The organism is Streptomyces sp. NPDC048639 (assembly GCF_043199075.1).
Lineage (GTDB): Bacteria > Actinomycetota > Actinomycetes > Streptomycetales > Streptomycetaceae > Streptomyces.
This window is the reverse complement of the sequence record NZ_JBICVP010000003.1, coordinates 701006-723087: the sequence shown is the minus strand read 5'-3', so window position 1 is coordinate 723087 and position 22082 is coordinate 701006. Positions and strand designations below refer to the sequence as shown.

At 71.1% G+C, this 22082-nt stretch carries 18 protein-coding genes; 5 read left to right on the top strand and 13 right to left on the bottom strand.

What is annotated here, in order from left to right; all coding sequences use genetic code 11:
* Positions 1 to 91: 91 nt before the first annotated feature.
* Positions 92 to 625 carry an alkyl hydroperoxide reductase gene (locus tag ACGFNH_RS11425; protein ID WP_393652807.1) on the bottom strand — a complete coding sequence of 178 codons (534 nt, stop codon included), beginning with the start codon at positions 623 to 625 and terminating at the stop codon, positions 92 to 94.
* A gap of 2 nt (positions 626 to 627) precedes the next feature.
* A complete protein-coding gene (locus ACGFNH_RS11420; protein WP_393652806.1) occupies positions 628 to 1182 on the bottom strand; it encodes a peroxiredoxin in 555 nt (184 codons plus the stop codon).
* Between the two features lie 181 nt (positions 1183 to 1363).
* On the opposite strand from ACGFNH_RS11420, the gene ACGFNH_RS11415 reads away from it, so the two are divergent.
* Complete coding sequence (locus tag ACGFNH_RS11415; protein ID WP_393652805.1) at positions 1364 to 2293, top strand: LysR substrate-binding domain-containing protein; 930 nt, start codon at positions 1364 to 1366, stop codon at positions 2291 to 2293.
* 349 nt (positions 2294 to 2642) lie between these two features.
* Positions 2643 to 3323, top strand: coding sequence for an esterase/lipase family protein (locus tag ACGFNH_RS11410; RefSeq protein WP_393652804.1), 681 nt, complete (start codon positions 2643 to 2645; stop codon positions 3321 to 3323).
* A gap of 122 nt (positions 3324 to 3445) precedes the next feature.
* Here the strand turns inward: ACGFNH_RS11410 and ACGFNH_RS11405 are convergent, their stop codons facing one another.
* The 5 genes from ACGFNH_RS11405 to ACGFNH_RS11385 all read right to left on the bottom strand — a co-directional run bounded on the left by ACGFNH_RS11405 (position 3446) and on the right by ACGFNH_RS11385 (position 8604).
* Positions 3446 to 5818 (bottom strand): FtsX-like permease family protein, encoded by a 2373-nt coding sequence (locus ACGFNH_RS11405; protein ID WP_393652803.1) that lies wholly within the window; start codon positions 5816 to 5818, stop codon positions 3446 to 3448.
* An 8-nt stretch (positions 5819 to 5826) separates the two neighbouring features.
* On the bottom strand, positions 5827 to 6513 hold the full coding sequence (locus tag ACGFNH_RS11400; protein ID WP_393652802.1) for an ABC transporter ATP-binding protein: 687 nt from the start codon (positions 6511 to 6513) through the stop codon (positions 5827 to 5829).
* A complete protein-coding gene (locus ACGFNH_RS11395) occupies positions 6510 to 7034 on the bottom strand; it encodes a PadR family transcriptional regulator (RefSeq protein WP_393652801.1) in 525 nt (174 codons plus the stop codon). The genes ACGFNH_RS11400 and ACGFNH_RS11395 overlap by 4 nt, the downstream gene beginning before the upstream one ends.
* Positions 7035 to 7364: 330 nt before the next feature.
* Positions 7365 to 7673 carry a hypothetical protein gene (locus ACGFNH_RS11390; RefSeq protein WP_393652800.1) on the bottom strand — a complete coding sequence of 103 codons (309 nt, stop codon included), beginning with the start codon at positions 7671 to 7673 and terminating at the stop codon, positions 7365 to 7367.
* 10 nt (positions 7674 to 7683) lie between these two features.
* Positions 7684 to 8604 carry an SPFH domain-containing protein gene (locus ACGFNH_RS11385; protein WP_393652799.1) on the bottom strand — a complete coding sequence of 307 codons (921 nt, stop codon included), beginning with the start codon at positions 8602 to 8604 and terminating at the stop codon, positions 7684 to 7686.
* A gap of 231 nt (positions 8605 to 8835) precedes the next feature.
* Here ACGFNH_RS11385 and ACGFNH_RS11380 point away from each other — a divergent pair, with 231 nt between their 5' ends.
* Positions 8836 to 11073: a transglycosylase domain-containing protein gene (locus ACGFNH_RS11380; protein WP_393652798.1), complete on the top strand. Its 2238-nt coding sequence runs from the start codon at positions 8836 to 8838 to the stop codon at positions 11071 to 11073.
* Between the two features lie 78 nt (positions 11074 to 11151).
* Here ACGFNH_RS11380 and ACGFNH_RS11375 read toward each other — a convergent pair whose 3' ends face one another.
* The 5 genes from ACGFNH_RS11375 to ACGFNH_RS11355 form a co-directional block, all read right to left on the bottom strand.
* Positions 11152 to 12612, bottom strand: a complete 1461-nt coding sequence (locus ACGFNH_RS11375; RefSeq protein ID WP_393652797.1) for a catalase — start codon at positions 12610 to 12612, stop codon at positions 11152 to 11154.
* 370 nt (positions 12613 to 12982) lie between these two features.
* Positions 12983 to 15196: a SpoIIE family protein phosphatase gene (locus ACGFNH_RS11370; protein WP_393652938.1), complete on the bottom strand. Its 2214-nt coding sequence runs from the start codon at positions 15194 to 15196 to the stop codon at positions 12983 to 12985.
* A gap of 288 nt (positions 15197 to 15484) precedes the next feature.
* Positions 15485 to 16216, bottom strand: coding sequence for a class I SAM-dependent DNA methyltransferase (locus ACGFNH_RS11365; protein WP_393652796.1), 732 nt, complete (start codon positions 16214 to 16216; stop codon positions 15485 to 15487).
* A 190-nt stretch (positions 16217 to 16406) separates the two neighbouring features.
* A complete protein-coding gene (locus ACGFNH_RS11360; protein ID WP_393652795.1) occupies positions 16407 to 17093 on the bottom strand; it encodes a DUF402 domain-containing protein in 687 nt (228 codons plus the stop codon).
* A 153-nt stretch (positions 17094 to 17246) separates the two neighbouring features.
* On the bottom strand, positions 17247 to 18647 hold the full coding sequence (locus ACGFNH_RS11355) for a class II fumarate hydratase (protein WP_393652794.1): 1401 nt from the start codon (positions 18645 to 18647) through the stop codon (positions 17247 to 17249).
* A 109-nt stretch (positions 18648 to 18756) separates the two neighbouring features.
* Between ACGFNH_RS11355 and ACGFNH_RS11350 the strand changes: the two genes are divergently transcribed.
* The gene (locus ACGFNH_RS11350) at positions 18757 to 20283 is read left to right on the top strand and encodes a ricin-type beta-trefoil lectin domain protein (protein ID WP_393652793.1); all 1527 of its coding nucleotides are present in this window, start codon (positions 18757 to 18759) and stop codon (positions 20281 to 20283) included.
* Positions 20284 to 20377: 94 nt separating this feature from the next.
* Here ACGFNH_RS11350 and ACGFNH_RS11345 read toward each other — a convergent pair whose 3' ends face one another.
* On the bottom strand, positions 20378 to 20734 hold the full coding sequence (locus tag ACGFNH_RS11345; protein ID WP_393652792.1) for an ArsR/SmtB family transcription factor: 357 nt from the start codon (positions 20732 to 20734) through the stop codon (positions 20378 to 20380).
* An 18-nt stretch (positions 20735 to 20752) separates the two neighbouring features.
* Here ACGFNH_RS11345 and ACGFNH_RS11340 point away from each other — a divergent pair, with 18 nt between their 5' ends.
* Positions 20753 to 22018 carry a cation diffusion facilitator family transporter gene (locus tag ACGFNH_RS11340; protein WP_393652791.1) on the top strand — a complete coding sequence of 422 codons (1266 nt, stop codon included), beginning with the start codon at positions 20753 to 20755 and terminating at the stop codon, positions 22016 to 22018.
* Positions 22019 to 22082 lie beyond the last annotated feature (64 nt).

Here is a 22082-nt window from a genome sequence, read left to right as displayed (position 1 = left end):
CGCGGGGCCCTTGCTCATGACGCAGGTGACGCACCCCGGTGCGGACGCGCGATGTGCGCGTACGTGCGTGACCGCACCGGGCGTCGCGCCCCTACTCGGCCAGGGCGGCCTCGGCGTCCAGCGTGGTGGCCACCGCCTGGATCACGGCTGCGATCTTGAAGGCCTCCTGGACCGTCTCGCGGTCCACGCCCGCCTTCCGGAGCACCTGCTCGTGCGAGTCGAGGCACTGGCCGCAGCCGTTGATGGCCGACACGGCGAGCGACCACAGCTCGAAGTCGGCCTTTTCGACGCCCGGGTTGCCGATGACGTTCATCCGCAGGCCCGCGCGCAGCGTGCCGTACTCCGGGTCCGACAGCAGGTGCCGGGTCCGGTAGAAGACGTTGTTCATCGCCATGATCGCGGCGGCGGACTTGGCGGCGGTGTAGGCCTCGGCCGACAGGTTGGCCTTCGCCTCCGGCTCCAGCTCCTTCAGCACCCGCGGCGAGCGCGCGGCGATGGCACAGGCGAGCACCGTGCCCCAGAGCTGCTGCTGCGGCAGCTCGGAGTTGCCGATCACCGAACCGAGGTTCAGCTTCAGGTCCTTGGCGTAGTCCGGTATCGCGGACTTCAGCTCGGCCAGTGCCATGATCACTCACCGGCCAGCAGCTTGACCGGGTCCAGGGTGTCCTCGCCCTTGCTCCAGTTGCAGGGGCAGAGCTCGTCGGTCTGCAGCGCGTCGAGGACCCGCAGGACCTCCTTGGGGTTACGGCCGACGGAGCCGGCCGTCACCATCGTGAACTGGATCTCGTTGTTGGGGTCCACGATGAAGACCGCGCGCTGCGCGAAGCCGTCCTCGCCCTGGATGCCGCAGTCGCTCATCAGCTCGTGCCTGGAGTCCGCGAGCATCGGGAAGGGCAGGTCGCGCAGGTCGTCGTGGTCCTTGCGCCAGGCGTGGTGGACGAACTCGGAGTCGCCGGAGACGCCGAGGATCTGCGCGTCGCGGTCGGCGAACTCCTCGTTCAGCTTGCCGAACGCGGCGATCTCGGTCGGGCAGACGAAGGTGAAGTCCTTGGGCCAGAAGAAGACGACGCGCCACTTGCCCTCGTAGGACTTGTGGTTGATCTCCTCGAACTCCTCGCCGGCCTCCAGCGAGACGCAGGCGGTCAGTTCGTACTCGGGGAACTTGTCACCGACAGTGAGCACGCGCTCTCCTTGTTGCTCGGAAGTCCCTTTTGGGGTCTTCCGTTGGGGGTTGGACGTCTCATACCTTTCCACAGGCTGATTGATCGCGGAAATCGGTAGACTTGTTGATGTTGATCGGAGGTGGTTATCAGTGGCTGTGAGTGGTGTGAACGGAAGGACTCCCCGGCGGAACGCGGGAGGCGTGCGTCAGCCGAGCCTCGCCCAGCTCCGCGCCTTCGCCGCGGTCGCCGAGCATCTCCACTTCCGGGACGCCGCATCGGCCATCGGCATGAGTCAACCCGCGCTCTCCGGAGCCGTCTCCGCGCTGGAGGATGTGCTCGGCGTGCAGCTGCTGGAGCGTACGACGCGCAAAGTGCTGCTCTCTCCCGCGGGGGAGCGGCTCGCGGTCCGCGCCCGTGCCGTGCTGGAGGCCGTCGGCGGGCTGCTGGAGGAGGCCGAGGCGGCGCGGGCGCCGTTCACCGGCGTGCTCCGGCTCGGCGTGATCCCGACCGTCGCGCCGTATCTGCTGCCGACCGTGCTGCGTACGGTCCGTGACCGCTATCCCGAGCTTGAGCTCCAGGTGCACGAGGAGCAGACCGGCTCCCTGCTCGACGGGCTCGCGCACGGGCGGCTGGACGTCCTGCTGCTCGCCGTACCGCTCGGCGCGCCCGGTGTCACCGAACTCCCGCTCTTCGACGAGGACTTCGTGCTGGCGACGCCGCAGGACCACTGGCTCGCGGGGCGCGACGACATTCCGCGCGAGGCGCTGCGCGAACTCGACCTGCTGCTCCTGGACGAGGGGCACTGCCTGCGCGACCAGGCCCTCGACATCTGCCGGGAGGCCGGACGGGAGCAGGGGCTTCCGGTGGCCACGAGCGCGGCCGGGCTCTCGACCCTGGTCCAGCTCGTCGCGGGCGGGCTCGGGGTGACACTGCTGCCGCGCACGGCGCTGCGCGTCGAGACCTCCGGCAACGACAGCCTGGCCACGGGGTCCTTCGCCGACCCCGCCCCGTCACGCCGTATAGCCCTGGCCATGCGCTCGGGGGCGGCGCGTGCGGACGAGTTCGGGATGCTCGCGGCCGCGCTGCGGGAGGCGCTCCGGGCGCTGCCCGTGCAGATCTGCGGCGCGTAGGCCACAGCCCGGCGGCTCACCGCCGTACGACTCTCGCGCCCGCGCGCTCCCCTGTGCCACCGGCGCTTGCCCGCCCCCTTGTGTACGGCTCTCGCGCCCGCTCACGGGCCCGTGGCGCGCACTCCCGCAGGCGTCATCACGCCCTGGGATGCGCCAAGTTGAGTATCGCTACTCCTTGTGAGGGCGTGGCCAGCGATCGAGAGTAATCGGTGTCACACCGGCCCGCTCGGGACGGCGGACCGGTGTGGCCGGCGGCAAACGGGGACGGGTCCGGGACCGACCATCCGGGACCCACGTCCGGTGTGCGCCGTCAGCCTTCGGTTGCACTCCGAGCAGACTTGGAGCCCCCATGCGCATCCGCGGACGCACCGCCTCCACCCTCGCCGCGACACTCGCCCTGGTCCTCACCCCGCTGGCAGCCGCGCCCTCGGCCCACGCGGACGAACCGGACCCCGTGCTCTTCGTGCACGGCTACAAGGGCGGTGCGTGGAACTGGTTCGACATGAAGAGCGACTTCGAGGACGCCGGCTACCCGGCCGACCGGCTGCAGGCCATGTCGTACGACGTCTTCCAGTCCAACGTCACCACCGCGGAGGAGATCCGCGACGAGGTCGACGCCCTGCGCGCCCGCACCGGCGCGGACAAGGTCGACATCGTCACCCACTCGATGGGCGGCCTCGGGTCGCGCTACTACATCAAGTTCCTGGGCGGCGACCAGTACGTCGACGACTGGGTCTCCCTGGGCGGCCCCAACCACGGCACGTCCATCGCCGGGGTCTGCTCGTGGGCGATCACCTCCTGCAAGGAGATGAAGGAGGACAGCGCGTTCCTGTCCGAGCTGAACGCCGGTGACGAGACTCCCGGAGACGTCGACTACGGGGCGTTCTGGTCCCATTGCGACGAGATCATCAACCCTGACGAGAGCACGATCCTGTCCGGCGCCACCAACACCGACATCGGCTGCATCGAGCACGCCTGGCTGCTGGTGAGCGACACCGCGTCCCAGGTGACACGGGACTTCGTGCGCTGACACGGCCCGTACGTGCAGCGGGCACGGAACGCGCGCGCTGACACGGCCCGTACGCGCAACGGGCACGAAAACGCGCCCCCGCCATTGCGGCGGGGGCGCGTTCGTCGTTCACGGCGGGACGGCTACTCGGTGCGGAGGCCGTCCGGGCGCATCATCCGCCACAGCGGCGGCATGCTGACCACGGTGACCAGCAGGATCACGCCCGCCCCGAACCCCGTCATCGTGGAGAGGCTCCACCAGTCGATGGCCACCGGTTCGTCGACCAGCTTCAGCAGCACCGCCCCCAGCGCCACCCCGCCGGCGACCGACAGGCCGAGGCCGAGGGCGACCGGTACGGCCGTCTGCCAGAAGACCGACCAGCCGATGGTCGGGCGGCGGGTTCCGAAGGCCACCAGGACGGACAACAGCCGCCTGCGTTCACGGAGTTGCTCCAGCATCGACACGATCATGCTGGCCCCGATCAGCCCCAGCGTCACGGTTGCGCCGATGAACAGCCCGCGCCGGATGGTGGCGAACTGCGACGTCACCTCGGATTCGCTGAGCGTCATCGCCTGGGTCGTCGGGCCGATCGCGGCAGCGGTGTTGCGGACGTACTCCTTCGCCTCCGGTTCATCGGGATCGAGTTTCACCAGAGCTGACGCGGAGGCGTCGGTGATCCTCGCGATGTCCAGGGCGGAGGGCGTCGCGAAGATGCCGCTGGGCGCGTACCCGAGGGGACTGTCCTTGCTCGTCACCACGCGGGCGGATGCGGGGATCTTCCACAGCTCCGGCTCCCCGGAGGCATCCGGCTGGCCGGTGAGGTCCGCCGTCCGGCCCGGCTTGGCGAAGCCGTAGTCGGCGTCCGACGGCACGACGAAGACATCGCCGTTCCGGCAGGAGGAGATCCGGAGGACCCGTCGCAGCACCGAGCAGTCCGAGACGGTGAGTTCGTCGCCCCGGGCCTCGGCGTTCTTCGGCTTCCGCACCTCCGAGACATAGCCGTGGACTTCGGGGAAGACCTTCTCCACACCACGCGTGTCCCGGACCTTGTCGAAGATCCGGTCGGCCCCGTCCCGGCTCGCGACGGGAGCGGACACGTTCATCTGGGCCCAGCTCGTGTCCCGCCCGGTGGGCCTGGTGTTGTTCTGTTCCGCGCTGGCGAAGAGCATCTGGATGGCGATCGCACCGGCGACGGCGATGGTGATGCCGCTGACCGCACGGGACGCCGTACCGCTGCTGAGCTGGAGCCTGCGCGTCGCCAGCTGCCAGGGCAGCGGACCGCCGCTGAAACGGTTGACGACGGCCTCGACGAGCCAGGGGAGTACGGCAGTGACGCCGATGAGCAACAGCACGGCACCCGTGGCGACTTGGTAGATCTCCAGGTCGCCGCTCCCCTTGAAGCCCCCCACCATCGGAAGCAGCAGGGCAAGCCCGAGCGCGGGAATGGCCAACCGCCACCACAGCCGCCGGCGCCGCGTTGTGCTGATCCGTACGACCCCCAAGGGCTCGATGGTCACGCCGCGGAGCGCGAACAACGTGACGAGTACCCCGGAGAGGGGGACCCCGACGGCGATCAGCAGCGCAAGAACCGGGGAGGGCGTCACATCGGAGGGGAAGACGGTCATGTCCCACATCGACACCGAGCCGGCGAACTGCCGGGCCACCAGGAACAACGCGCTGCCCAGTGCCAATCCGGCAGCCGAGGCGACCATCGCCTCACCGGCGGCGATCCTGCGGACCATGCGACTGTCCGCCCCGACCAGCCGGAGGGCGGCCAGGCGCCGGTCCCGCCGCTCACCACCGAAGCGCACCGCGGTCGCGATGAAGATCGCCACAGGCAGCAGCAGGACGACACAGGCGATGATGACGAGCAGCAGGAGTTGGGGCGGCAGCTCCTCGCTCTCGTTCGGCGTTCCGAAGTGATCGATGCGATAGGTCGCGTCCTTCGGCGCCTTCCCCTTCATGCCCTTGTAGTAGATCAGCTCGCCCGGGCCGCTCAGCCCTTCGTCACCGATCGTTGCCGTGACGCGGTCGGGCAGCCGCTCCCGCAGCACCTTGCCCTCGGGCGAGTTCAGGAGGTCCTGGAGAGCGGGCGAGGCGGCCATCTCGCCCGGACCGGGGAGCTTCGAGACGCCCGGCGGCACGGGCGCCTTGTCGCCGTCCGGGCGGACGGACATCCCCCCGATGTCCTTGTCGTGAAAGGTGGTGGAGTGGTCGAGGACCTGGAGCGTGTCCGGACCCCGCTTGATGTCCGTCCCCCAGCCGCTGGCCGTGGCGCGTGCGTCGGTGCGGGCCTCCCGGGAGGTGACCATGGCCGGGGCGGCGGTCGCCCCCAGCAGGAGGACCACGCCCAGGCCGACGCCTATCGCGGTGAGCAGGGTGCGCGTCCAGCTCTCGCGCCCTCCGGTGAGGGCGAACCGGGCCCCCATCGCGAGGTCGGCGACCCAGCGGGCGAGTCCGGCCCGCGGGGTCTCCTCCGTCGCCGCGGTGGGTGTGCCCGTCGGGCGCTCGGTCATGGTGCCGGTCATCCGACGGCCGCCATGTCCCGCGCCCGGCCGTCCCGTACGACGACCTCGCGGTCGGAGTAGGCGGCGACGCGCGCCTCGTGGGTGACGAGTACGACAGCGGCGCGCGTGGTCCTCGCCGCCTCCGTGAGGAGCTGCATCACGCGCTCGCCGTTGAGGGAGTCCAGGGCGCCGGTCGGCTCGTCCGCGAACAGCACGCTCGGTTCCGTGACCAGTGACCGGGCGACCGCGACCCGCTGGCCCTGACCGCCGGAGACCTCGCCGGGGCGCTTGGCGCGCACATCGTCGACCTCGAGCCGCTCCAGCCACGTCAGCGCACGGGCCTCGGCCTCCTTGCGCTTGGTGCCGTTCAGCCGGAGCGGCAGGGCGACGTTCTCCACACAGGTCAGCTCGGGGACGAGCTGGCCGAACTGGAAGACGAAGCCGAACTCGCCGCGGCGCAGCGCGCTCCGCTCGGAGTCGGACAGCGCCGAGAGCTCACGGCCGCGGAAGTGGACCGAACCCGAGTCGGGCCGGACGATCCCGGCCAGGCAGTGCAGGAGGGTCGACTTGCCCGAGCCGGAGGGGCCCATGACGGCGACGACCTCGCCCGGGTGGATGCCGAAGTCCGCGCCGTCGAGGGCGGGTGTCGGGCCGTACGCCTTGTGGAGGGCGGAGGCGGAGAGCAGGGCGCCGGTGGGGGTCACGAGCGGACCTCCTTCGCGAGCTGGTCGAGTCGGGCGGCGGTCAGCTCGAGCCACCGCAGATCCGCTTCGAGATGGAACAGGGCGTGGTCACAGATGAGCTGGTCGGCGATGTCGCCGGAGGACTTGCGGCGGGTCAGCTCCCGCATGAGCCGCAGATGTTCGGAGCGCTGGGAGTCGAGCAGATCCGCGGCGCTCCTGCTGGTCAGCAGGGCGAGCACGACCTTGGTGTAGAGGGTGCTCTGCAGATACGGCTCGGGCTTCTCGGGTTGTGCGAGCCACTGCTCGACGTCGGTGATCCCGGCGTCGGTGATGGCGTACCGCTTCCGCTCGGGGCCGCCGCCGGGCTCGATGCCGTCGACTTCGACGAGTCCGTTCTTCAGCAGGCGCGACATGGTCGAGTAGACCTGCCCGTAGTGCAGCGGGCGGTCGTGGCCGAAGCGTTCGTCGAAGGCGCGCTTCAGGTCGTAGCCGTGGCGGGGGCCGGACTCCAGGAGTCCGAGCAGAGTGTGGCCAATGGACATGGGCGTGACTCTACACCATGCGTATACGCGTAGTGTATAGACGGGGGGGATAGTCTGTTGCCGCAGGTCAGGCGGTTGAGGAACGCTGTCGTCGGCGGTGCTGTGGCCGTGGGCGGCCCGGCGCGATCCGTTCGGCCGACAGGTCCGGTCCTCGGGTGCCGGACGATCGAGGCCCGCGTCGTTCGGGACACCCGGCCGTCCGGGGCCGCTGCGCTCACCCCCCGGGACCGCTTCGGGTCCGCGGCGTTCGGGGCTCCCTGCCACTCGGGCCGGCAGCTGCTCGGGCCGGGTCCGCAGTCGCTCGGGCCGCTTACTCGGGCCGGGCCCGGGCTACTCGGGCCGAGGCCCGGCGCCCCGCTCCCCGCCCGGCTCCGTCGCCGGGCCGGTGCCCATCGGCGGACGGCCGCGCCGCGGCATCGGGCCCGCCGCGCGGGGCAGGCGGCCGGTCTCCGCCAGCGCCCGGCGCAGCAGGTACTCGATCTGGGCGTTGGTGCTGCGCAGTTCGGACTCCGCCCAGCGTGTGATCGCGTCGTGCACGGCCGGGTCCAGCCGCAGCAGCACCTGCTTGCGCTGCTGCGGCCGGCGCTTCCGGTGCCCGTCGCCGCCCCCGGTGTCGCGGGGGAGTTCGTCGTCGGTCACTGGATGTCCGTCACTGGTAGAGCGTGCCCGTGTTGAGGACCGGCTGGGCGGCCCGGTCGCCGCACAGCACCACCATCAGATTGCTGACCATCGCGGCCTTGCGCTCCTCGTCGAGCTCCACCAGGTCGCGCTCGGACATCCGGGTCAGCGCCGCCTCGACCATCCCGACCGCGCCGTCGACGATCTGGCGCCGGGCGGCCACGACCGCCCCCGCCTGCTGCCGCTGGAGCATCGCCGAGGCGATCTCGGGGGCGTACGCGAGGTGGGTGAAGCGCGACTCCACGATCCGTACGCCGGCGGCCTCGACGCGGGCGGCCAGTTCGGCGGCGAGCTTCTCGGTGATCTCCTCGGCGTTGCCGCGCAGGGACAGGGCGTCCTCGTCGTGCGCGTCGTAGGGGTACTCGATCGCGATGTGCCGGACGGCGGCCTCGGTCTGGGTGGAGACGAACTCCAGGAAGTCGTCCACCTCGAAGACCGCCTGCGCGGTGTCCTCGACCCGCCAGACGACGACGGCGGCGAGCTCGATCGGGTTGCCGTACGCGTCGTTGACCTTGAGGACCGGGGTCTCGTGGTTGCGGACCCGGGTGGAGATCTTCTCGCGCGAGGTCAGTGGGTTCACCCAGCGCAGGCCGTCGGTGCGGATCGTGCCGACGTAGCGACCGAAGAGCTGGACCACGCGGGCCTCGCCCGGCGCCACCATGTTCAGTCCGCTCATCGCGAAGAGCGCGGTGATGCCGATCACCACGCCCAGGGCGATCAGCGGCACCCCGATCGCGGGTGAGCCGTCGCTGGAGACGGCGGCGCCGCCGATGACGGTGCCCACTCCGACGATCAGCCCCACGAGTCCCAGCAGCAGGGCGAGCCCGCCGCCGATGTCGTGTGCCGCGACCTCGCGGACCTGTGGTTTCGGCATCTGCGGTGCGTCGGACATGGTGTCCCCCGTCTCATGGCGTGCGGCGCGGCCGGTGCCGCGTTCTCTAGCAAAGTGATATCACTTTACGCCGCCAAGGCAACCCTCCGGGCGGTTCACATGTCAGTCCCTATGAAGGCGGGTGCTGATTGTCACGTCCGGAAAAACCTAGATCGATCGATGTTTCACCCGAGTTGCGGTGTTAGCGTCGTTGAGTTTTGTGCAGGCGACGGAACTGGAGCTTTGGCGGAAATGGGACGAGCTGACGCGCGTCGGGCGCGGGAACGCGGCGCACGCCGCGCGAAGTCCAAGAGCGGCATACGCCGCTTCTTCACGTGGAGGAAGCTCCTCGGCACCTTCCTCACCGTGTGCTCCCTCTTCATCGGAGCCTTCGTCGCGCTGTACCTCTACGTCGACGTCCCCGGTGCCAACGCCCAGGCCCAACTGCAGAGCAACACCTACCGGTACAGCGACGGCACCGTCATCGCCCGCCGCGGCCAGGTCAACCGCGAGCTCGTACCGCTGACCAAGGTTCCCAAGAGCGTCCAGCGCACCTTCGTCGCCGCCGAGAACAAGACCTTCTACAGCGACTCCGGCGTCGACATGAAGGGCACCGCCCGCGGCCTGCTCAACACCGTCACCGGCAAGGGCAAACAGGGTGGCTCCACGATCACCCAGCAGTACGTCAAGAACTACTTCCTGACGCAGGAGCAGACGGTCAGCCGCAAGGCCAAGGAGCTGATCATCGCGCTCAAGGTCGACCGGGAGAAGAGCAAGGACGAGATCCTCGCCGGGTACATCAACACCAGCTACTACGGGCGCGGCGCCTGGGGGATCCAGGCCGCGGCCCGCGCGTACTACGGCGTGGACTCCGACGATCTGACCGTGGAGCAGGGCGCGTACCTGGCCGCGCTGCTCCAGGCCCCGAACCAGTACGACTGGACCAACGCCAAGTCCGACGACACCGCCCGCAAGCGGGTCCTCCAGCGGTGGAACTACGTCCTGGACAACATGGTCGAGATGGACTGGCTCGATCGCGGCAGGCGCGAGGGCCTGAAGTTCCCCGAGCCGATCGCCCCCAAGTCCGCCCCGGGCCTGGAGGGTCAGGCCGGCTATCTCGTCCAGGCAGCGAAGGCCGAACTGATCGCCTCCGGCGTCGACGAGCAGGAACTCGAGGCGGGCGGCGGGTACGACATCACCCTCAACATCGACCGGAAGAAGCAGCGGGCCCTGGAGAAGGCCGTCAAGAGCAGCCTCCTGGCGGACCTCGACCCCAAGGAGCGGAAGGCCGACGGCCACGTCCAGCCCGGTGCCGCGTCCGTCGACCCGAAGACCGGCCGGGTGCTCGCGCTCTACGGCGGCCGGGACTTCGTCAAACACCAGATCAGCAACGCCACCCGCCGCGACTACCAGGCGGCGTCCACGTTCAAGCCGCTCGTCCTGGCGTCGGCCCTGGAGAACAGCGCCAAGACCCAGGACGGCGTCCCCATCGCCGCCAACACCATGTACGACGGCACGAACAAGCGGCCCGTCAAGGGCAGCCCGACCCCGTTCGCCCCGCCGAACGAGGACAACGTCAGCTACGGCCAGGTCACTGTCCAGCGGGCCATGAACAAGTCCATCAACTCCGTCTTCGCGCAGATGGGCGTCGACGTCGGCCTCCAGGACGTCAAGGACACCGCGGTGGGCCTCGGCATGAACGAGAAGGCGGGCGGCTTCGTCATACGTCCATCCATGTCGCTGGGTGTCATGGGCGCGAGCCCGCTGGACATGGCGGGCGTCTACGCGTCCCTCGACAACCACGGCCAGAAGGTCACCCCGCGGCTGGTGAAGTCCGCCGAGCGGGGCGAGGAGAAGGTCGAACTGCCGGAGCCCGACAAGGAACAGGTGGTCGACCGTACGACCGCGGACTCTCTCACCTCCGTCCTGACGGGCGTCGTCGAGGACGGTACGGGTGCGGCCGCGGCCTCGGCCGGACTGGAGATCGCGGGCAAGACCGGTACGTCGGACGACAACAAGTCCGCCTGGTTCACCGGCTACACCCCCGACCTGGTGACCTCCGTGGGCCTGTTCGGAGAGTCGAAGAACGGCCGGCAGGTGTCGCTCAGCGGTGCGGGCGGCGGCGGCCGCGTCGACGGCGGCAAGTATCCGGCCGAGATCTGGGCCGCGTACACCAAGACCGCGCTGAGCGGGGAGGAACCGGCGAAGTTCGACCTGGACACCGACCAGGGCGCAGCCGTCACCCCCGTGCCCTCCACGTCCTCCGGCACGACCGATCCGGACCCGGACCCGGAGCCGTCCGCCTCGCAAGGGTCGGAGTCCCCGGACGAGCCGTCGCCCAGCGACCCCTCGCCGGACGACCCGTCGCCGAGCACGCCGTCCAGCCCGCCGCCGGAGAGCCCGCGCCCGCCGAAGCCGACCCCCCGCCCGTCGGAACCGCCGGGCCCGGGTGACGGCGACGACCCGCCGCCGCAGTCCTTGGAGGAGTGACACGAACGGGAGCGCCCGGGGCTCTGAAGCCCCGGGCGCTCCCGTTTGTCGGCCACGGATTGCTGATCCGGTCCCGGATCAGCCGCCGTTGACCGCCTTGTTGACGCGGTCGCCAAGGTTCTTGTCGACATTGCGCCAGTACTGGATCGCCCGCTCCAGGATCGGGCGGCTCACGCCGTCCTTGAGGTGGCCGGAGATGTTGGAGACGAGCCGGTCCCGCGCCGCGTCGTCGAGCACGCTGCGGACCATCGTGCCCGCCTGGCCCCAGTCGTCGTCCTCGCGGTGGAGCCTGTACGACTCGCGCACCATCTCGCCCGCCGTGTGCCAGCCTTCCGGGTCCCCGAAGCGTGTGGTGTCCGCGGCCGGTCCGCCGTACGAGTTGGGGGCGTAGACCGCGCCGACCCGGTTGGGCTCGTACCGCATCGGCCCGTCCTTGGCGTAGGAGTGCACGGGGGCGTGCGGCCGGTTCGGCGGCAGCTGGGCGTAGTTGGGGCCGATGCGGTAGCGGTGGGTGTCCGCGTAGGAGAAGATCCGGCCGAGCAGCATCTTGTCCGGCGAGACGCTGATGCCGGGCACGAGATTGGAAGGCTCGAACGCGGACTGCTCGATGTGGACGAAGAAGTCCTCCGGGTTCCGGTTGAGCGTCATCCGGCCGACCTCGATGAGCGGGTAGTCGCCGTGCGGCCAGACCTTCGTCAGGTCGAACGGGTTGAAGCGGTAGTCCGGCGCGTCGTCGAACGGCATGACCTGGACGTACATCGTCCAGGACGGGGCGTCGCCGGCGGCGATGGAGTCGAAGAGGTCGCGCCGGTGCGTGTCCCCGTCCTCGCCCGCGAGGGCGTCGGCCTCGGACTGGGTGAGGAAGTCCATGCCCTGGTCGGTCTTGATGTGGTACTTGATCCAGAAGCGCTCGCCACCGGCGTTGGTCCACATGTAGGTGTGCGAGCCGTAGCCGTTCATGTTGCGGTACGTCTTCGGGACACCGCGGTCGCCCATCAGCCAGGTGACCATGTGGGCCGACTCCGGTGACAGCGTCCAGAAATCCCACTGCATGTCGTGGTCGCGCACCCCGCTGTCGGGGCGGCGCTTCTGGCTGCGGATGAAGTCCTGGAACTTCATCGGGTCCCGGACGAAGAAGACCGGGGTGTTGTTGCCGACCAGGTCGTAGTTGCCGACCTCGGTGTAGAACTTCAGGGCGAAGCCGCGCGGATCGCGCCAGGTGTCGGGGCTGCCCTGCTCACCGGCGACCGTGGAGAACCGGGCCAGCATCTCGGTGGTCCTGCCCGGCTGGAAGAGGTCCGCCTTGGTGAACTGGCTGACGTCGTTGGTCACGGTGAAGACGCCGTACGCGCCACTGCCCTTGGCGTGCACCACCCGCTCGGGGACCCGTTCGCGGTTGAACTGGGCCATCTTCTCGATCAGATAGTGGTCGTGCAGCAGGATCGGTCCGGTGTCTCCGACGGTGAGCGAGTGCTCATCGCTCCCGACGGGGACGCCGGCGTTGTTGGTCGTGTACGGGTACCGGGTGGACTCGGTCATGGAGCGCCTCGCAGTGCGTAGGGATTTATGCCCTTGTGTCCGTTTCGCAGTCAACTCTGCCGACGTCACGTCGGCAACCATCTGGACCGAGTGTCCAGAGCTGAATGTCGTACACGCGGCGAAGCGGGCCACGTGGCGTGGCCGACCTTCACGCGGGGGCGCCGCGGCGGGGCGCCGCGCGCACCCGGCCGTCCACGCGGCGCGCCCCTGCGCAGTGGATCGCAGGGATCACGGGGCGATCCGCCCCCGGTTCGGCGGCCCGGTGGCTTCCGGACATGCGACCGGGCCGCCGCGGTCATGAGCGCAAGGCCGCGACGGCCCGGGTTCGGAGGCCCGGCGGGAAGGCCGACCATGACGGCCGGCCCCTCCCTCAGCTCCGGGGCGGACTGCCCAGCTCGAACCACACCACCTTGCCGGTGCTCAGCCGCGTCGCGCCCCAGCGCCGCGCCAGCTTGTTGACCAGGTACAGCCCGCGCCCGCCCTCGTCCGACGGGCGGGCCTGCCGCAGCCGCGGCAGCTGCGGCACGTCGTCGCCGACCTCGCAGCGCAGCACGTCCGTACGGAGCAGGCGCAGGGTGATCGGCCGCTCGGCGTACCGCACGGCGTTGGTCACCACCTCGCTGATGAGCAGTTCGACGGAGTCGCTGAGGTCCGAGAGACCCCAGCGGTCCAGCGCCCGCCGGGCCAGCCGCCGTGCCTTGCCCGGCGCTTGCTCGGTCGGGTCCAGGAACCAGTACGCGACGTCGCTCGGCGCGATGCCGTCGAACCGGGCGGCCAGCAGCGCTATGTCGTCGTCCCGGTCGCCCGGGCCGAGCATGTCGAGGACCTCGTCGCACAGCGGCTCCAGCGGCGGCGGGTGGTCCGGCCCGGTCAACCGGGCCGTCGCCGTCAGCTTCTCGCGGAGCTGCTCTATCCCGGTCCAGACGTCGCGCATCCGGGATTCGACGAGTCCGTCGGTGTAGAGCAGCAGCGTGGCGCCCGCCGGGGCGTCCAGTTCGACGGCCTCGAAGTCGACACCGCCGACACCGATCGGCGCGCCCGGCGGTACGCGCAGCACCTCGGCCCGGCCGCCCAAGTGCAGCAGAACGGGCGGCGGATGACCGGCGTTGGCCACCACGATCCGGTGCGCCACCGGGTCGTAGACCGCGTAGAGGCAGGTGGCCATGCGGTCGCTGCCGAGCCGCTGCGCCTGCTCGTCGAGGTGGTGCAGCACCTCCTGCGGCGGCAGGTCGAGCCCGGCCAGGGTCTGGGCTGTCGTACGGAGCTGGCCCATGATCGCGGCGGAGGTCATGGAGTGCCCCATGACGTCGCCGACGACGAGGGCGACCCGGCTGCCGGGCAGCGGGATCGCGTCGTACCAGTCGCCGCCCACCCGTGCGGTCTCGGCGGCCGGCAGATAGCGGCTGGCCAGACGTACGCCCGTGGGCTGCGGCAGCGTCTCGGGAAGCATGGTGCGCTGCAGCGCGTCCGCGATGTACGCCTCACGCCCGTACAGCACCGCCTTGTCGACACCCAGCGCCGTGTGCGTCGCGAGCTGCGCGGCGACCAGCAGGTCGTCGGCCTCGAACGCCGGCCGCTCCGGGCGCCGGAAGAAGACGGCGGCGCCGATCACCCGGCGCCGGCCGCGCAGTGGCGCGAGGATGGCCCGCTGGTGGTCGGGGATCGCGTGGTGCGGGCCCAGGAGTTCGGGCAGCGCCGCGCGGGCCGCGGCCGAGTCGCCGAACACCGGTCGTACACCGCGCAGGACTTCGGCGAGCGGCCCGCCGGGCCGCACCTCCGCGAGCTCGGCGGCCTGCGGGAACTCGGTCTGCAGATTGAGCGACGGCATCCGGCCGCCGTCGGTGTCCTGCTCCTCGGGGATCCGGTCGGTGCGGCGCAGCCGGAGCACGACCGGGGCGACCGGCCGCTCGTCGCCGACGGGCAGCGGGTCGCGGAGGTAGACGAGGATGACGTCGGCGAACGTGGGGACGGTGGCCCGGCACAGGCCGAGCACGATCTCGTCCAGGTCGATGCCGCGGGCGATCCGGCGCGTCGCCGCGCCGACGAACCGCAGCCGGTCCCCGGCACGGGAGGTGGTTCCGGTCTCCACGTGCGGCCGGTCCGCCACGGGCTCGACCGGGTCCGGGGCGACCGTTTCGGACCGCCCGCCTCCGCTCGCGGTACCGGTCATCGGCTCGGACGCGGGCCGCTGATGGCCGAGCGAACCGCCCGGCTCGGCCGCCTTCGCACGCGCCGACCGCCGGGACGCGGCCGCGGTGGTCTTGCGCTCCGGGGCCCGGCGGCCGTCTGCGTCGGTGGGGTGCGGCGCGCCCTGCGACGGGTCGGCCGCGGAGGCCGAAGCGGTCGCGCGGCTGCGGCGGTTGGCCACCGAGGACGCCGCGCCTGCGCCGCGCTCCTGGCGGGCCGCTCCGCCGCCCTGGGCGCGGCCGGAGCGCCGGGCGGCGCTCCGTGCGGCGTTGCGGTCCGCGCTGGAACCGTCCGGCTCGGTCGGGTGCGGTGAGCCACCCGAGTCCGTCTCGGACCGTCCTGCGGGCGTGTCCTCCGCCGCGGGGCTGTGCCCCCGGCCGTCGGCGGCCGCGGCGATGCCGTCGGCCGGCGGCCGGGGCCTGCCTATGGTGCCGTCCCGCTCCGCGGAGCGGCGTGAGGTGCGCCGCCGGCTCCCGGACTCCGGGGCCGGGGTGCCGCTCGCGGCCTGCTGCATGGCGCGGCGAGGGTCGGGGGCGGCCGTGCTGGGGGCATCCTCGTGGGCCCGCGGGGCCTGGCCCGCCGCGGGTGCGGCTGGGGCAGCGGCCTGGCGGCCGCTGTGCGAGGTCGGGTACTCCGTCACGCGTAGGGTTCCATCCGTCCGGGGCTGCGCGTCGGGCGCGCTTGGTCAGGCGCGTCGTCGGCAGTTGAGGAAGAGCTGGATCTCGGGCGGTACGTCCGTGCTGGCCGGGGCGTACGAGTACGAGTCCTCCCCGGCGACCTCGAATCCCGCATCGAGTACGACCTGGCGCAATTCGTCCCTCACGTAACCGGATACCCGGATCGTGCGGCCCAGGAACGGAATTGCGAAGTCGTCCACATCGGCTTCGACCATCGACAGGGCGAGCAGCCCTTCGGGCCGCAGCAGTCCGTGCAGTGTGCGCAGGGCGTACGGGATCTCCGCACGGGGGAGCATCAGAAGCGAGAAGTAGGCCGCGATGCCGTCGAACAGGCCCGGTCCCGGGGGTCCTTGGGCCTCGCCGTCCGCCGGAACGGCCGGGTCCGCCAGGTCTGCCAAGTCCGTCGGACCGGACAGATCCGCCAGGTCCGCCACATGGAACTCGGCGGCAGGGACGTTGTCACGGGCGAGCTTGACCATGGCGGGCGACAGGTCGATGCCGACGACCCGGTGCCCCGCCTCGGTCAGCTGCGCCGCGGTGGGCAGCCCCGTGCCGCATCCGACATCGAGGACGCGCGAGCCCGCGGGGAGTTGCTCGGCCAGCGTGCGGCCGGATATGAGCTGCCCCTCCTTGTGCGGGAACGCCTCGTCGTAGCGGTCTCCGATCGCGTCGAATGCCTCTGCCTGCCCGGTCCGGTCGATCCGTAACCGGTCGTACCCGTCGTAGCCGTCTCCGCTCACGACTTCACCTTTCCACCCTCCAGCACTCCAGTGAGTGTGACGTGTGACTGTGACGTCCGGTCAAACCTTTCCGGAGATTGAGCAGTTGTCCCAGTCCCGCAGCGCGCAGTCTCGCGGAGGACGATCCTACGGTTGGTGTCCAGGGGCACATCAAGGGTCTCCTTCGGGAAGATTCCTTCCGCAGGCGGCGTCATGGCCGCGATCTCGTCGCCCCACTGTCCCAGTCCGCCGGAAGGTCCGGCACCGACCAGGCAGGATCCGGCCGCCAGTTCTCCCAGCCGTCGCGGAACGGGGACCCCCAGGCGTCGATGAGTTCGACGGCCGCGCGGCCCGCGGCCCGTACGCGTTCGGCCTGCCCCGCATTCATCAGGCCGGCCTGCTGGGCCTGTGCGAACTCGTCCTCGTCCCTCCAGTCCCACCCGCCATCCGGGTGCACGGAGATGTCCAGGAAGTGATCCTCGGAGTCGACGCCGCGCGCCCACCGCCGCAGCGGCTCCTCCAGGTTCACGTACCAGTTCTTGAAGCGCCAGCCGTTCTCCCAGAACAGCCAGATCGACCAGGGGTCGCCGGGGCGGGCGAGCTTCAGCACGCCGGTGCCGAACCACCGCGAGAGCGTGGTGGAACGCGGCTTGGTGTAGCGGGTGGCCAGCGGTTCGCGGTGCACGGGTGTGCCGTCGCTGAGCACCGGCTTCACGCAGACCGTGCCCGGCGCCATCCACGCCGCCAGCAGCTCGGGGGTGTCCTCGACGACGGTGACGGGACGGCAGATGTGGACTTGGTCGGTGCCGTTGCTCCGGTAGCGCCAGAGGATGTGGTCCCCCGGCTGCCAGGATCCGGTCTCCGCCGCGCCCGTCGTTCCGGTCGTCTCCGCTGTCATGGGCAGATCTTAGGTGCGGTCCCGCGTTCGCGCCGTGACCCCGGGCATCGGGGGGACGCCGTCGCGCGGGGACCGGCCACGGCCTCCGGGTCCCCACCGGCGCGGTGCTGACGGGCCTGCAGGGCCTCCTGGGGCCCGCGTCCCGGGTGTCCCCTACGGGCGTGTCATGCGCAGGACGTCAAGCGCCTCGTCCAGTTGTTCGAGCGTTAGATCTCCCCGGTCCACATAGCCCGACTCGAGCACGACCTCGCGGATGGTCTTCCGCTCGGCAAGCGACTTCTTGGCGACCTTCGCCGCCTCCTCATAGCCGATGTACCGATTGAGCGGGGTGACGACCGACGGGGAGGACTCGGCGTACTGCCGGGCCCGGTCGGCGTTGGCCGTGATGCCGTCCACGGTGCGGTCGGCCAGCAGGCGGGTGGCATTGGTGAGCAGCCTGATGGACTCCAGCAGGTTCTTGCCCATCACCGGGAGCATCACGTTCAGTTCGAAGTTGCCGGAGGCGCCCGCCGTGGTGACCGTGACGTCGTTGCCGATGACCTGGGCGGCCACCATGAGCACCGCCTCCGGGATCACCGGGTTGACCTTTCCCGGCATGATCGAGGAACCGGGCTGGAGATCGGGCAGGTTGATCTCGGCGAGCCCGGTGCGCGGGCCCGAGGCCATCCAGCGCAGATCGTTGGCGATCTTGGTGAGGCCGACCGCGATGGTCCTGAGCTGGCCCGAGGCCTCCACCAGCCCGTCCCGGGCGCCCTGGGCCTCGAAGTGGTCGCGCGCCTCGGTCAGCGGCAGCCCGGTGGTCCGGGCGATCTCGGCGATCACGGCGGCGGAGAAACCGGGCGGGGTGTTGATGCCGGTGCCCACCGCCGTACCGCCCAGGGGGAGTTCGGCGAGGCGGGGGAGGGAGGCGTTCAGGCGCTCCACGCCGTGGCGCATCTGGGCCGCGTAGCCGCCGAACTCCTGACCCAGCGTCACCGGAGTCGCGTCCATCAGATGCGTACGGCCGGACTTCACGACCTCGGCGAACTCCGCCGCCTTGCGCTCCAGGGACGCGGCGAGGTGCTCCAGGGCCGGGATCAGGTCATGGGTCACGGCCGCCGTCGCGGCGATGTGGACGGAGGAAGGGAAGACGTCGTTGGACGACTGGCTGGCGTTGACATGGTCGTTGGGGTGGACGGGGGAGCCGAGGCGCTCGCTCGCCAGCGTCGCGACGACCTCGTTGGTGTTCATGTTGGAGGACGTGCCCGAACCCGTCTGGAAGACGTCCACCGGGAACTGGTCGTCCCAGGCGCCCCCGGCGACCTCCGCCGCCGCCTCCTGGATCGCGGTCGCCAGATCCGGCTCCAGCACCCCGAGTTCGGCGTTCACCTTGGCCGCGGCCGCCTTGATACGGGCCAGCGCCTCGATGTGCGCGCGCTCCAGGCGCTGCCCGGAGACGGGGAAGTTCTCCACCGCCCGCTGGGTCTGCGCGCGCCACTTCGCGGCGGCGGGGACCCGCACCTCGCCCATCGAGTCGTGCTCGACGCGATAGTCGTCCGCGTCTGCGTCGGTCATCGTCACGCACCTCCTGGCATCCACAGCGTTTGTCCGGATCACGATGTTCCCAAGCGGCTCCCCGTGCCAGTAAATACCGCGGGTAACAACAAAAGACACGGGAGGCGCCATGCGACCCGGAAGACCCTGGGTGCGATGCAGCGTCGCGGTCACCGCCGCCCTCGCGGCGGCACTCGGCGGGTTCACGGCCACGGCACCCGCCGCGGCCGCGAGCACCACCCGCACCGCCACAGCATCGACACCCCTCCCACCCGACCTCGAGAAGATCCGCGCGACCGAGGCGACGAAACTCTACGGAGACCCCGCGGAGCGCCCGGTCGACCAGCGCAAGTCCTCCCTGATCTCGCTCGGCGACAGCGAGATCTCCGGTGAGGGCGTCGGCACGTACGACCCCGGCACCAGCGGCCCCGACAACTGGTGCCACCGCTCGCCCGACGCCGCCGTCCACCGCACCGCCATCCCGGCCGACGTCACGTACAACGTCGCCTGCTCGGGCGCCGGCACGGACAACATCCGCATCGGGGGTGCCAAGCAGCACGCGGACGAGCTGGTTCAGAGCGACAATCTGGCCATCAAGGCCCGGAACACCCGGATCAAGATGATCCTGCTCGTCGCCGGTGCCAACGACGACCTGCAGTTCGGGTCCGTGATGACCGACTGCGTCGTGCGCTGGTTCCTCTTCCAGGGAGCCTGCGAACCCAAGTACGCCCCGGGCTGGCAGGCTCGCGTCGACGGCCTCGTCCCCAAGGTCGAGCAGACCGTACGGGATCTGCGGACCGTCATGAGCGGTGCCGGGTACGCCGAGGGCGACTACAGACTCGTCGTCATGGGCTACCCGAGCCCCATCGGCCCCGACTTCCGCGACAACCCCGGCTTCTGGGGCAAGATCCCCGGTGGCTGCACCGGCTACGACTCGGACGCCGTCTGGGGCCGCAACTACGCCGTACCCCGCTTCGAGAGCGGAATGCGGCAGGTCGCCCAGCGCACCGGTGCGACCTACCTCGACAACTCCCGCCTCTTCCACGGTCACGAGGTGTGCATGGAGGACGCCTGGGCGCGGGGGCTGTGGGTCGACCTGACCAACCCCTGGCCGCCGGACTCCAATTCCCTGCGCCAGTCCTTCCACCCCAACGCCCGCGGCCACGAGGCCTTCGCCTCCTGCCTGACCCAGCTCTACGCGACCGACTGGCGCGAGGCGAGCTGCGCCGACCCGGCGAGCACGAACAAGCCGGTGCTGTACGAGGGAGCGTGGGACGACCGGTTCAAGCCCCTGAAGAACGCGGGCACGGGCGCATGCGTCGACGTGACCCAGGCGAAGACCGGCAACGGCAGCGCGGTGACGGGCCACGACTGCCACGGCGGGCGCAACCAGGCGTGGTGGTACGAGAGCGAGCGCGGGTCGCTCCGCACCGAACTCACCCACGACCGCTGCCTGGACGTGTCCGGCAGCCGCTACGAGGCGGGCGCGGAGCTCGTGCTGTGGAACTGCCACGGCGGCACCAACCAGCAGTTCACGCGGGCCGGTGACACGATCCGCCCGGCTGCGGCGGCCGATCTGTGCCTGACGCTGGCGTCGGCGCAGGACCGCCTCCGCCTCCAGAAGTGCGACAACTCGGCGAACCAGCGCTTCGCTTAGGCCGTACGGCAGGGGCAGGCCGTATGGACGCAAGGAACGAGGCGGGCGGCGCATGCGCCGCCCGCCTTGGGTTTCGCGGGAGAGGGGGCCGCCGTCAGTCGTGGGGCGGGAGCCGGCCGATCCGGTGGTCGGCGACGCTCAGGGCCTCCTCCACCAGCCGCCGCAGATGGCCGTGACCCAGCGCGTACACCACCCGGCGGCCCTCCTTGCGGGTCGTCACCAGTCCTGCCAGGCGCAGCCGGGCCAGGTGCTGGCTGACCGAGGGGCGCGCCGCGCCGCAGGCATCGGTCAGCGTCGACACGTCCGCTTCGCCCTCGGAGAGGCGGGAGAGGAGCGCCAGGCGGGTGCGGTCGGCGAGCAGGCCGAGGACCTCGGCGGCGACGGTCAGGCGTTCGCGGTCATCCGGTATCCGCGCACCATGCGCATGTGGTAGGTGCATGCGTGCGTTCATACGCACATAATAGACGGCGTGAGTCATGACCCGAGGAACGAGATGCCGCTCGGCCGTCCCCATGCCCACGGGGATCCGCACGCGCATGGGGATCCGGGCAATGCGCACGCGCGCCCGCACGGGGACCCCGGCACCGCGCGGGCGGCACACCCGCACGGTCACGGGGATCCGCACGGTCACGGGGATCCGCACGGTCACGGGGATCCGGGCACCGCGCACCGGGACTCGCATGCCCACGCACACCCGGACGCGCATCCGCACAACCCCGCGCACCACCGCACCACCCCCGGCGCCTGGGCGCGGATGCGGCACCGGGTCGCGCATGTCCTCACCCCGCACAGCCACCACGCCTCCGACAAGGTCGACTCCGCGATGGAGACCTCCGCCGAGGGCATGCGAACGCTGTGGATCTCCTTGGGAGTTCTGGCCCTGACCGCCGTGTTCCAGGCCGTCGTGGTCGTCGTCTCGGGCTCGGTGGCGCTGCTCGGCGACACCGTCCACAACGCCGCCGACGCGCTCACCGCCGTGCCGCTGGGCATCGCGTTCCTGCTCGGCCGCCGTGCCGCCACACGCCGCTTCACCTACGGGTACGGGCGCGCGGAGGACCTCGCCGGGATCGTCATCGTGATGACCATCGCCGGTTCCGCGGTCCTGGCGGGCTGGGCGGCGGTCGACCGGCTGCTCGACCCGCGGCCGGTCACCCATATCCCCGCGGTCGCCGCCGCGGCCCTCATCGGCTGCGCCGGAAACGAGTGGGTGGCCCGCTACCGCATCCGCACCGGCCGCCGTATCGGCTCCGCGGCCCTCGTCGCCGACGGGCTGCACGCCCGTACCGACGGGCTGACCTCGCTGGCCGTCCTGCTCGGTGCAGGTGGTGCGGCCGTCGGCCTGCAGCTTGCCGACCCCGTCGTTGGCCTGCTCATCACCGCCGCGATCCTGCTGGTTCTGAAGGACGCGGGCCGCGAGGTGTTCCGGCGCCTGATGGACGCCGTCGACCCGGCACTGGTGGACGCGGCCGCGGCGGCGCTCCTCGGGGTGCCGGGCGTGGTGGCGGTGGGCGAGCTGCGGATGCGCTGGATCGGGCACCGGCTCCGGGCCGAGGTCGCGATCGTGGTGGACGGCGAGCTGAGCGTACGCGCCGCGCACCACGTCGCCGTCGAGGCCGAACACACCCTGCTGCACGCCGTACCGCGGCTGACCGCCGCCCTGGTGCACGCGGACCCGGCCGCCGTCCACGGCGAGCCGGATCCGCACGCACCCCTGGCGCACCACACCACGGCGTAGGCCCTCCCGCACCCGGGAGGACCCGCGGCGGGTGCCGCCCGTCAGGGCCTGCGGGTGTCCACCG